The sequence below is a fragment of the Campylobacter cuniculorum DSM 23162 = LMG 24588 genome (assembly GCF_002104335.1).
Lineage (GTDB): Bacteria > Campylobacterota > Campylobacteria > Campylobacterales > Campylobacteraceae > Campylobacter_D > Campylobacter_D cuniculorum.
This window is the reverse complement of sequence record NZ_CP020867.1, coordinates 871693-883566: the sequence shown is the minus strand read 5'-3', so window position 1 is coordinate 883566 and position 11874 is coordinate 871693. Positions and strand designations below refer to the sequence as shown.

Here is an 11874-nt window from a genome sequence, read left to right as displayed (position 1 = left end):
TTTCAACTCTCCAAGCACACACAAAATATGCTTAAATTTTTCTCTGTATTTTTAAAACGAATTTTACAAATTTTCATTTGCAAACGCATCAATTTTTAAAATCATCCTTTTTTAACAGACAAATTTTTTGCTTTGTCTCTATCTTTCTTCTGCTTTGTCATTGCTACTCCTTAGTTTTAATTCATTTTGCCACACTAACTTTGGTTGGGCGGATGACACGGTCTGCAATCTTATAGCCCTTTTGAAGTACTTGCACAATTTCACCGCTTGAATGCTCTGCACTTTGGGTATGAAACATAGCCTCGTGCAAATTAGGGTCAAATTCTTTGAGTTCTTCAATGGCTTTTACACCATGTTTTTCAAGTTTTTTGAAAAATAAATCTAAAGTATTTTGCACTCCTTCTTTGATTTTTAAACTCAACTCATCATTTGCCTCAACATTAATTGCTGCTTCTAAAGCATCTATAACATCGAGTAAATCCCTAGCAAAACTTTCATTTGCATACACTAAAGCATTAAGTTTTTCTTTTTCCATTCTTTTCTTAATATTTTCAAATTCAGCATTGGCTCTAATGTATTTGTCCTTAAGTTCGTCAAATTCTTTTTGCAATTTTGCTTCTTGATGGGATTCTTCATTTGATGAAGTTTCTTGCTCAAAATTTTGATTTTCAGTTTTTTCATTCTCTCCGCATTGATTTTCATTTTCCTGATTTTCCACTTGACCTCCTCTATGTTTTTAGGATATTTTTGTAAAATTATACAACATTGAGTGTTATTTTGTCAAGTATAAAATAAAAAAATTTTATTAATTTTATTTAGTCTATATGACTAAAGTTTTATGAGCTAATATTTATTATATTTAAACAAATTGAGAAATTTTTATAAAATTGAATGCTTTTTTAATGATTTAAAAAACAGCAAAAATCATTTAATTTTAAAAAATTAAATTCATCATGTTTTATAAATCACTCGTGCAATATGCACATTTTATAGCTTGATTAGGGATTTTAGACAGACAATAGGGACAAGATTTTTCTTGGCTTTGCGTTTGATTTTTCAAAGTCATGCGTCTGAGTTTGTCTATGCTTTTAAACAAAAGAAAAATGGTTGTGGCTATGATGAAAAAAGTGATTAATGTATTGATAAAAAGCCCGATATTGAGCGTAATAGCCCCTGCACTTTTAGCAAGTTCAAGTGTAGCATAGGGGGCTTTTTTTGTGCCTTCTTTTAAAACAATGAATAAATTAGAAAAATCCACACCCTTAAGTAAAAAGCCAAGCGGAGGCATAATCACATCTTTAACCAAAGAATCCACAATCTTACTAAAAGCTGCTCCGATGATGATTCCTACCGCTACATCAAAGGCATTGCCTCTTAAAATGAAATTTCTAAATTCTTTAAACATTTCCAAATCCTTTTTTTTAATTTTCAATTTTTTGCAAAACAATGGCAATAAAAAATGTAAAAATAATTTTAACTCATAAATATTACAATTTCATTTCAGCCAACTCATTGCGTTTAAGTTGGCACGATAGAATTTTTACGAGCGGTTTTTTGCACAGAGAAAAGAATCAATAATGACAATATAATATAAATAGTATTTAAAGTCATAAGAGCTGGATAATTAGGATTATTAAAATTTGAATCGCTTGAAAAATGAGATATTATATTGATAATGCTAGGAGCTTGTATGAGAATGTAAATAAAAAACAGATAAAAAGATACCAAGCATAGATATCTCAAAAACAATGATTGCGTACAAACAAAAAACAAATACAAAATTACAAATGAGACATTTATAAATAAAGAAAACGCAACATCTTCACTAAATAAAGTATAAAATAGAAAAAGAATAGCAATACCAATCGAACAGATAAAAATAATATTAAATAAACAAGGAAAAATAATGGTTTTAATCAACTCCCAAAAATCTTTTCTAAATTTTTTAATAAAATGTTTAAATTTCAAAAACTTATCACAAATCTTTGATTTAAATATAAAAATTCCTAAAATTAATAAAAAGGATATAATCAATATCAAAAATTTATAACTATGAAAAAAATCAGATAAAATTGAATAAATTGCATTATCCTGCACTTTATCCTTATGTATTTTAATAAGGAATTCAAAATTATTAAAAAAACTAGGGATTATTGTTAAATAAATTGTTTTATCTTGTAATTTATCTTGATGTATTCCAAGTAATTTTAAAAGAAACACGGCATATAAACTGATGAGCAATATGAAATTGTTAAAAAATTTTTAAAAAATCCGTGTGATGGTCGCTTGATTTTCTATAAAATGCCAAAAGCAAATGTTCTATAAAATATTTAAATTTTTTTACAATTTTATTTATATTTTCTTCGAGTTTGCTTTTATCCCATTCAATTTTTCTCTTCGATTTTTCTTCTAATTCAATTTCTTTAGCATAAAGCTCAAGTTTATGAAAATTTGAAGCGTCCAAGAGATTATTGTCTTTTATCAAAGCATTTTTACATATTCTAAAGCTATCTCTAAAATCATTTGCAAGCTGTTCTAGAGTTTTATCAATACCTTGTTCTTTATTATTTTCAGACTTTTCTTCTATTTTTTTCTTTAAAACTTTAAAATCAAAATTTAAATCTGTATTGACAAGATTTAAATTCTTCTCAAAATTTGTTTGAGAAAAATCAAATCCCTTTTCAAAAATTGCTGCATAAAAACTTACATTATCTTTAAAATCAGCCCTAGAAAAATCACAATACTCTTTAAATTCTACCTCTGAAAAATCACAATCTTCTTTAAATTGAGAACCAGAGAAATCGTAATCCCCTCCAAATGTTGCTTTTTGAAAATCACACCTTTTATAAAATATCGCATTTCTAAAATAACATTTGCCTTGAAAATTAGAGCTAGAGAAATTGCAATTTCCTTTAAATGTTGCACATGAAAAAGCATAATTATTCCTATGTATTTGTGATTCATCACTTTTTTCAAATTCCACTTTTGAAAAATCGCAATCTCCTTCAAATGTTGCAGATGAAAAATTGCATCTAAGTTTAAATTGAGAACTAGAGAAATTGCAATTTGCGTAAAATCTTGCATTTGAAAAATTACATTTGCTTTGAAATTCAGAATCAGAGAAACGACAATTTGCATAAAATCTTGTATAAAAGAAATTACAATCTCCTTTAAATATTATAGATGAAAAATTACACTCAGTATTTTGTTTATTTCCTATTCCACAATCTAACATTTTAAAAGAAGCTTTAAACTCAATATTCTCTATCAAAAAAGATTCTATTTCGCATTTTATAAAACCTAATTTTTCAATACTTTCTTTTTTATCAGCAATACATTTAAAAGATTTAAATGTGCAATCTTTAAAAACTAAAGAATAATTTTTTAATAATTCTTTGAGATTTTCTTCTGTTTTTATATGTATTTTTTCATTTTGATTTCCTTGAATGCAAAAACATTCTATTTTTTCATTAGCAATAGAATACTCACCATATTCCACTTTATCTTCATTAATTCCTAAAATTTCAGCTATCTTAGCTCTATCTTCTTTTCTCTCTTGTGGTTTTGAGATAAATTCCATAGAATCAAAATCAACATAATTCATAAATCTCCCTCATTTAAAAGCAATAAAACTCTCAAAATTTGCCCATTTAAACAAAGTTTCTATGCTTTTAAAGCCCGCATTTTGAAGCAAAAAGATATTTTCTTTTGTGCTATAAGGCACAAGGACATTTTCCAAAGCCTCTCTTTTTGCAGAAATTTCAAATTTAGTATAACCTTGTTTTTCTTTATATTCAGCATAAAGTTCTAAAATTTTTTTAGATAAAAAGGCATCTTCATAAAGGATTTTTTCGCTCAATATAAAAATTCCATTTTCATTTAAATTCTTATAAATTTTATCCACCAAAGCCTGTCTTTTAGGCGGTCTTATAAATTGCAAGGTATAAGTTGCGATAAAAACATCATTTTTAAAAAAACTAAATTCATTCAAAGAATGTTCAAAAAATTCTATCTTAGCTCCATAAGCCTTAGCTTTTTGCTTGGCAATTTCAAGCATGGGTTTGGCATTATCAATCCCGCTTAAAATAAAATCTTTACGCGATTTAAAAAGTTCTAACAAAAAATTTCCACTCGCACAACCTAAATCGCAAATTTTGGCTTTCTGCGGTGCAAGTTTGGAGACTAAACTCACGCAAAGCTCTAAATTTTCTTTGTAAAATGGCACAGAACGATAAATCATATCATCAAAGACACTCGCTACACTTTTATCAAATTCGAATTGTTTTTTAGGACTTTTTTTGAAAAGATTGTCTTTCATTTTTGTTCCTTTTTTTCTAAAATCTTTAAAGCTTCTTCAATATCCTTTGAAATTTGAGCCTTTAAAAGAGTGAAATCTTTAAAATTTTGATTCTCTCTTAAAAATTTTATAAAACTAAGTTTTAAACATTCTCCTAATTCAAGCTTAAGATTAAAATCTCCTAAAATATGCGTTTCTATTGCAAATTTTTTATCGCTCAAACGTATTCCTATAAAACTCACACTTTTATAAACCCTACCCTTAAGCTCACAAAAAGTTGCATAAACTCCATTTTTAGGTAAAAAATATTCTTTGCATTCTAAATTTAAAGTTGCATAAAGCTCCTTAGAACCCAAACCTTGCCCCCGAATCAAAGCTCCTTTAATGCTATAAGAGCGTCCTAAAAATTCATTAGCCTTTTCAAGCTCACCCCTGCTAAGAAAATCTTTGATTAAGCTTGTATGCACGGCTTGAGAATTGATTTTATATTCAGCGATAATCGTCGTTTTTAATCCGCTGATTCTTTGAATGTCCTCAGCTTTGTATTTTCTATCTTTACCAAAAGAAAAATCATATCCCACAACTATATGCTTTAACTTTGGAAATTCCTTTTTAAGTGCGTTAAAAAAATCTTGTCCATCTAAAAATTTAATGCTCTCAAAATCAAGTTCTATGATTTCTTTTTTGCTTAATTCGCGTTTGTCTTCATTTGTGCAAAGTTTTTTACTCTTAAATTTATCAATCACCAAAAGGGCAGAATTCTCACCCAAACATTTAATAAGCTCAAAATGTCCCAAATGCAAACCATCAAAACAACCAAGTGCCAAAGCTTCAATCTCACACTTTGCTATAGTAGTAAAAATATTCAACATTCCCCTCTTTTCCTTTAATGCTTGAAACGGCAGTACTCTTTAGCAACCAACCTAAATTCAAGCACATTTTTTCAAATTTTTTTCTGGCTTTGATTGATTCTAAATCATCCTTTAAAACACCCCTTTTATTTCTCTTAACATTCACACCCACCTCAAATTCGGGCTTAAAAAGCAAAATAATGTCTTTAAGTGCGAGCTTATCGATATAAGAGAGCAAATTTAAAAGCGAAGTAAAACTCACATCACAGCTAATCCATTCAAATTTTTCTTCAGTTTTAAAATCCTTTAAATCCGTATTTTCAACACATTTAACCCTTTGATCTTCTCTTAAACTTAAATGGAGTTGATTGTTTCCCACATCCAAAGCTACAACCTTAAGGGCTCCAAATTCAAGTAAAACTTGCACAAAACCTCCCGTACTTGAACCTATATCCAAACAAGTTTTTCCGCTAATTTCTAAATCATTTTGCAAAATAAAATTTTTAAGTTTTAAAGCTGCACGACTCACATAAATTTTCGTTAAAAGCTCGAGTTTTAATTCCTTGCAATCAAACAAATCTTTCTCTTGCAAATTCTCACAAGCAAGTAAATTTTGCAAATATTTTTTCACATTAAAAGAAGGTTTAAACAATTTTTGATTGAGTAAAATTTCTTTTTTTTCTATAAGCTCTAAAGCCTTATTTCTGCTGATTTTTAGACTTAAAGCCACAAAGGTATCATAACGCATTGTGAAGCATTTGGTTAAATTCTTCTTCACTAAGGCAAACAAGATTTAATTCTTTAGCCCTATCAAGTTTTGAACCCGCCTCTTTCCCAAAAAGCACAAAAGAAGTTTTTTTAGACACTGAAGAGCTGACCTTTCCACCAAATTTTTCAATCAAAGCTTTAAACTCATCTCTAGGACGCGAAAGTGTGCCTGTAATCACAAAAATCTTATCCTTAATAGGACTTTGCTCCACAACTTCACTCTTTTCTTCGCTTAAATTCAATAAAATATAAAAATCATCAATTCTTTGCAGATTCACACGGCTAAATTCCTCCAAACTCTTTGCCATTTCCTCTCCAAAGCCTTCGAGATTTTTATAATCCTCAAAGCCTTGTTTATGCCACATTTTGCCGAAGGTTTTTGCAAGTTTCTTAGCTGCAACTTCACCAATGTGTTCGATGCCCAAAGCCGTGATAAAACGATAGAGTTCGCAAGTTTTTGAATCTTCAATCGCCTTTAAAAGCTTAGTGATTTTCTTTTCTTTAAAACCTTCTAAATTTTCAAAATCCTCATATTTAAGATGAAAAATGCTCTCCAAAGTGCTGATTTTACCTTTTTCATATAAAAGCTCTACGATATTTTCTCCCAATCCATCGATATTAAGGCATTTTTTAGACACAAAATGTATGATAGAATTAACAAGTCTTGCTTTACAATCCAAATTTTGGCATTTTATCATCGTTTTTTCATCCAAAAGCTCATTTTGACATACAGGACAAAGCTGTGGACGCACAATTTCTTGCTCTAAGCCATCGCGTCTGTCTTTGAAAACTTTAGTGATTTTTGGAATCACATCTCCGCTTCTAATCACATTCACAAAATCATTAATCCTCACATCAAGCCTTGAAATTTCATCAAAATTATGAAGAGTTGCGGATTTTACAATCACCCCATCTAAATTAACAGGTTCTAACGCCGCCACAGGCGTAATCACTCCGCTCCTACCAACTTGCAAATTCACAGCCAACAAACGCGTCGTTTTTTCAAGAGCTGGAAATTTAAAAGCTGCCATAAATTTAGGAAATTTAACCGTATAACCAAGCTCATTGCAAAGTTCTATATCATCGATTCTTACAACCATCCCATCCATCATCATAGCTTTTTGTTCTCTTAAGCTTAAAAGCTCTTTATAAGAAGTTAAAACCTCATCTAAATTCGCACAAAGCCTTATAAAATCATCTTTTAAAAAGCCAAGCTCTCTTATGAAATTCATCACTTCGCTGTGTTTTTTAAAGCTTAAAGTATTTTCACCCACCCCCCAAGGATAAAATTTCAAATTTCTTTCTTTTGTGATGCTTGTATCAAGCTGCCTTAAACTTCCACTTGCAGCGTTTCTAGGATTTGCAAAAGGATTTTGATTCTCTTTGATTCTTTGCTCATTAATGCTATTAAAATCCTTTTTTAAAATCACAATCTCGCCTCTAATTTCGATTTTTTCTTTATAAGCTATAGTTTTTGGGATGTTTTCTATTTCTAAAACATTTAAAGTAATATCCTCGCCAACCTCGCCGTCTCCACGAGTAGCACCGCTTATAAGTTTGCCATTTTCATAGATGAGATTAAGACTTGCCCCATCAAATTTAGGCTCGATGAAAAAATTCTTTTCACAATTTGCCCTCTTAGCCCAAGCTCTTAGTTCAGTTTCATTGAAAACATCCTCCATAGACCACATTTTGCTAAGATGCGGTATTTTATGAAATTCGCTTTGTAAAGTCGGAGCAATTTTTTGTGTGGGTGAATTAGGAGCAATTTGAGTGGGGTTTTGCTCTTCAAAGGCTCTTAATTGTTTTATTAAAGCATCGTATTCTTCATCGCTTGCTAGAGGGTCATCTTTGTTATAATATGCTTGAGCCCACTCATTAGCTTGAGTAATTTTTTCTAAATATTCTTGTCTTGTCATAAACTTAACTCCTGCATAATACTTTGTAATTTAAACATCTGTTTGTGTTCATATAAATCATGAGTTCTTATAATGCTTGCTCCATTTTCAAAGGCTTTAAGATGCAAATACAAGCTTGCTGGAAGTCTTTCTTCAACCTTGCTTTTAAAATAAGCATTAATAACACTTTTGCGACTCGCACCTATAAGCAAAGGTTTATCAAACTGCAAAAAATGCCCCAAATGTTTAATCAAAATCATATTATGCCACGCACTTTTGCCAAAACCTATACCCACATCTAAAATGCTTTCTTTAACACCATATTTATGTAAAATTTCAAGTTTTTGCGTAAAAAATTGCGTGAGTTCATCTAAAACATCCTCATAATGCGGATTATCTTGCATATTGTAAGGTTCATTTTGCATGTGCATTAAGCAATATTTTGCCTTATATTGACAAGCGAGTTTTGCAAGATTTTCATTTTTTAAACCGCTGATATCATTAATCAAGCCAAAACCCTTATTTAAAGCATATTCCAAGCTGTATTCATCAAAACTATCCAAACTAAAAATTGCCTTTTTATAATAATTTTGTGCATAAATTAAATCAAGACTTTTTTTCAATCTTTTAAATTCCTCTTTCACACCACAATACACACTGCCCGGTCTTGAAGAAACCGCACCTATATCGATAAATTCTGGTTTTAATTCTAAGAGCTCTTCTAATCTGCTTTGAAAATGTTTTTCATCTGTGCGACTTTTTGGGTTGAAACTATCTTTATTGATATTTAAAACTGCCATAAGTTTTGGTTTTTTGGGTTTGATGAATTGTTTTTGTAAAAAAAGAGCCAAATTTTTAAGCCCAAAATCCTGCATAGCTTCTTTTTTAATGAGTTTTTCAATTTGCTCACAAGTTGCCATTAAAAGAGCATTTGAATGAGAAATTCCGGCTGTAACCACCTCTTTATGTGTAACAAGTTCAGCTCCTACTCTTAAAGCATCTTGTTTTAAAATATTTGCAGCAACTGTGCGTATATTTTTAATATATATAAAATGGATTTTAATTTTTTTTTGCATAATTTTCTGCCCTATTTTATCAGGACATATAATCTTGCAAAGTTCGTTAAAATCGGTATTTTCATTGAGTTTTAAAAAAATCATTTTTCATTCTTTGTATAGATATTGAGCAAAAGAGTGCTCAGTAAAATTCCTGCTTTGGAATTTAATTGAGCTAATTCATAACTTTTATAAAAAAAATCAAGTTCATATGCGTTAAAAGTCTTGCATTTAAGGCTTTCTTGACTAAGTTGGGAAATGATTTCTAAAAGTTCATTTTTGCTAAGATTTTCATGTTCCTTTAGAAATTCAAACATCATTTTTAAATCGAGTTTTTTTATATCCAAATTTAAAATTTTTTTTTCTTTTATCTTCTTATGTTTTTGACAAATTAATCGGGATCTAATGGTCGGTAAAAGCAAATTTTTTGAAGGTGCTACAATAAGAAATTTAATATTTCTTGGAGGTTCTTCTAAAAGTTTAAGCAAGGAATTTTGAGCCTCGATTCTAAAAGAATTTGCCATTATAACGATGATTTTTTCATCTTTTTCGGCGATATAACTCTCCCTTTCAACCGCTCTTGCATCCTCGATTAAAAATTCATCTGCGGGAGTTTTTGGGATAAATCTTAAAGCATTGATTGTAAATTGAGCAATGAGTTCATTTTTTAGTTCTTCAAATGCATCGCTGATTAAAATTTTGCTGACAAACATTAAAGACTAACTTTTGAAAATAAAATCGCATCCAAACTCATATCCAAAAGTTTAAACAAAGAAATGAGCTTGTTGTCTAAGTCTTTATCTTTAGAATTTAAATAAAAACTATTTTGCAATTGCTCATCAAAAAGCCACAACAAACTATCATCTTTGGATTTTGCAATTTGAGACTTTTTATCATTTGCACTTCCTATATAAAAATAAATATAGCCATTAGGAAAAGTAAGTTCTAATAAATCATTGAGCAAAGCAATGTCTTCTTGATTGTGAATTTTTTTTCTATAAATTGAGCTTAAAGATACAAAAGGAAGCATAGGTCTTGAAGCTTTTGCATTGATATTTTTCAAAAAATACTCTTCATACCAAGACCTTGATTCATCACACATTAAAACAAAAGTATGTCCTTCTAAGAGATATTTAAGCCTTGCAGCCATAAGAGGAGCCCATTCTAAACGACGCGACTCCATCCAAGCCATAAAATTTCCCCCAGCCCTTATATTTTCTAGAGTGTGTGCTAAAAAATCATTCATTTTTTATCCAGCTCATAAGCCTCGTGCAAAGCTCTAACGGCTAATTCTCCATATTTTTCTTGAACTATCATAGAAATTTTTATCTCACTTGTAGAAATCATGCCTATATTAATGCTCTCATCAGCCAAAGCCTTAAAAGCTGTTGCTGCAACGCCGGAATGAGATTTCATCCCAACTCCTACAACAGAAACCTTAACAACAGCTCTATCACTTTCTATCACAGCCTCATCATCAAGAATTTTTTGCATAGCATTTTTCGCCAAATCAAGCTCATTTTCAGGCACAGTAAAACCTAAATTTGTTGCTCCGTCTAAACCTATATTTTGGATAATCATATCCACATTGATATTCTCATTTGCTAAGGTTGAAAAAATTTCAGCTGCAATACCGGGTTTATCTTTTATTTTTCTCAAAGTGATTCGTGCTTGATTTTTATCCAAAGCAATGCCACTAACTAAGGCTTGTTCCATATTATTTTCCTTTGTGATTATTGTTCCTTCATTATGATTAAAACTACTTCTTGTAACTAAATTCACATTCAATTTCTTTGCAAGCTCCACTGAACGATTTTGCAAAACTTTAGCCCCCAAACTTGCAAGTTCAAGCATTTCTTCATAAGAAATTTTATCGAGTTTTCTAGCCTTTGGTTCAATTCTTGGATCAGTAGTATAAACCCCATCAACATCAGTGTAAATTTCACACAAATCAGCTTCTAAAGCTCCTGCAACCGCCACAGCACTCAAATCGCTTCCCCCGCGTCCTAAAGTCGTAACATCGCCTTGCTCACTCACACCTTGAAAACCTGCTATAACGACAATTTTTCCTTGATTTAACTCCTGCTTAATTGCTTGAGTGTCTATAAATTTAATCCTTGCCTTAGTAAAAACCTCATCAGTGGTAATCCCTGCTTTTCTGCCTGAAAAAGAAACAGCTTTAAAACCTTGTTCATTTAAAGCAATGGATAAAAGTGCCGCAGTGACTCTCTCTCCGCTGCTTAAAAGCATATCCATATCTTTACCATTTGGATTTTTGCTAAAAAAATTCGCATAATCAATCAATTCATTGGTCACCCCACTCATCGCAGAAACGACAATGACAAGTTTATTTCCTTGTTTTGCACTTTGTATCACTCGTTGTGAAACAGCTCGAATGCGTTCTAAATCTCCTACGCTTGTTCCCCCGTATTTTTGCACTATAAGCATTAAATATAACCTTTTTCTTCAAAATATTTGATAACTTGAATATAAATTTTCCTTTTAAAATGATTAACCATTTCAAAAATTTCTTTAATTCCCACAAAACGATAAGAATCAAATTCAGGATGTTTGGTGTTGATATTAATCTTAGCATTATGTTTAAGACGCACTAAAAAATATTTTTGAATTTGCCCATCATAAGGATACATTTTTTTCACCACATTACTAGGAAAATCATAGCTAAGCCATTGCGGATATTCAGCAATAATTTCAACTTCATTTGTGCCTATTTCTTCTTTAAGCTCTCTTTTTAAAGCACTTTTAGCATCCTCACCCTCATCAATACCACCTTGAGGAAACTGCCATATATTCTCCATATCGCTTCTTTTTGCAATAAAAAATTTACATTCAAAAGGATAATCACTTGAAAGAACAATAGCAGCAACATTGGGTCTGTATTTTTTTTCTTTTTCCACATCAGTTTCCTTAACTTATGAGTGTAATTTTAACTTATTTCAAATAAAATTTTATTAAAATTCAAAAATATAGAAATAAATTTTTTT

13 protein-coding genes are annotated in these 11874 nt (G+C 30.4%); 1 reads left to right on the top strand and 12 read right to left on the bottom strand.

Going from position 1 to position 11874, the window contains the following annotated elements:
- Positions 1 to 181: 181 nt before the first annotated feature.
- Both grpE and mscL read right to left on the bottom strand, forming a co-directional pair.
- Positions 182 to 718, bottom strand: a complete 537-nt coding sequence (grpE, locus tag CCUN_RS04455) for a nucleotide exchange factor GrpE (protein ID WP_027306464.1) — start codon at positions 716 to 718, stop codon at positions 182 to 184.
- A 240-nt stretch (positions 719 to 958) separates the two neighbouring features.
- On the bottom strand, positions 959 to 1405 hold the full coding sequence (gene mscL / locus CCUN_RS04450) for a large conductance mechanosensitive channel protein MscL (protein ID WP_027306465.1): 447 nt from the start codon (positions 1403 to 1405) through the stop codon (positions 959 to 961).
- 41 nt (positions 1406 to 1446) lie between these two features.
- On the opposite strand from mscL, the gene CCUN_RS10155 reads away from it, so the two are divergent.
- Entirely contained in the window at positions 1447 to 1578 is a 132-nt protein-coding gene (locus tag CCUN_RS10155) for a hypothetical protein (protein WP_276202720.1), read from the top strand.
- Positions 1579 to 2251: 673 nt separating this feature from the next.
- On the opposite strand, the gene CCUN_RS04445 is transcribed toward CCUN_RS10155, so the two are convergent.
- Genes CCUN_RS04445 through CCUN_RS04400 form a run of 10 tightly spaced genes read right to left on the bottom strand, consistent with a single transcriptional unit; the run spans position 2252 to position 11787 of the window.
- The gene (locus CCUN_RS04445) at positions 2252 to 3604 is read right to left on the bottom strand and encodes a pentapeptide repeat-containing protein (protein WP_027306466.1); all 1353 of its coding nucleotides are present in this window, start codon (positions 3602 to 3604) and stop codon (positions 2252 to 2254) included.
- Between the two features lie 9 nt (positions 3605 to 3613).
- Positions 3614 to 4318 carry a carboxy-S-adenosyl-L-methionine synthase CmoA gene (gene cmoA / locus CCUN_RS04440; protein ID WP_027306467.1) on the bottom strand — a complete coding sequence of 235 codons (705 nt, stop codon included), beginning with the start codon at positions 4316 to 4318 and terminating at the stop codon, positions 3614 to 3616.
- Positions 4315 to 5169, bottom strand: coding sequence for a bifunctional riboflavin kinase/FAD synthetase (locus tag CCUN_RS04435; RefSeq protein ID WP_035176008.1), 855 nt, complete (start codon positions 5167 to 5169; stop codon positions 4315 to 4317). Before CCUN_RS04435 ends, cmoA begins: the two co-directional genes overlap by 4 nt.
- Positions 5135 to 5896: a 23S rRNA (cytidine-2'-O)-methyltransferase TlyA gene (gene tlyA / locus CCUN_RS04430; protein ID WP_027306469.1), complete on the bottom strand. Its 762-nt coding sequence runs from the start codon at positions 5894 to 5896 to the stop codon at positions 5135 to 5137. The genes CCUN_RS04435 and tlyA overlap by 35 nt, the downstream gene beginning before the upstream one ends.
- Complete coding sequence (ligA, locus tag CCUN_RS04425; protein WP_027306470.1) at positions 5886 to 7835, bottom strand: NAD-dependent DNA ligase LigA; 1950 nt, start codon at positions 7833 to 7835, stop codon at positions 5886 to 5888. Before ligA ends, tlyA begins: the two co-directional genes overlap by 11 nt.
- On the bottom strand, positions 7832 to 8974 hold the full coding sequence (gene folP, locus CCUN_RS04420; RefSeq protein WP_027306471.1) for a dihydropteroate synthase: 1143 nt from the start codon (positions 8972 to 8974) through the stop codon (positions 7832 to 7834). Before folP ends, ligA begins: the two co-directional genes overlap by 4 nt.
- Positions 8971 to 9582 carry a DNA polymerase III subunit delta' gene (locus CCUN_RS04415; protein WP_027306472.1) on the bottom strand — a complete coding sequence of 204 codons (612 nt, stop codon included), beginning with the start codon at positions 9580 to 9582 and terminating at the stop codon, positions 8971 to 8973. The genes folP and CCUN_RS04415 overlap by 4 nt, the downstream gene beginning before the upstream one ends.
- The gene (locus CCUN_RS04410) at positions 9582 to 10115 is read right to left on the bottom strand and encodes a HobA family DNA replication regulator (protein ID WP_027306473.1); all 534 of its coding nucleotides are present in this window, start codon (positions 10113 to 10115) and stop codon (positions 9582 to 9584) included. The genes CCUN_RS04415 and CCUN_RS04410 overlap by 1 nt, the downstream gene beginning before the upstream one ends.
- Complete coding sequence (locus tag CCUN_RS04405) at positions 10112 to 11317, bottom strand: aspartate kinase (protein ID WP_027306474.1); 1206 nt, start codon at positions 11315 to 11317, stop codon at positions 10112 to 10114. Before CCUN_RS04405 ends, CCUN_RS04410 begins: the two co-directional genes overlap by 4 nt.
- Positions 11317 to 11787, bottom strand: coding sequence for an RNA pyrophosphohydrolase (locus CCUN_RS04400; protein ID WP_027306475.1), 471 nt, complete (start codon positions 11785 to 11787; stop codon positions 11317 to 11319). The genes CCUN_RS04405 and CCUN_RS04400 overlap by 1 nt, the downstream gene beginning before the upstream one ends.
- Positions 11788 to 11874 lie beyond the last annotated feature (87 nt).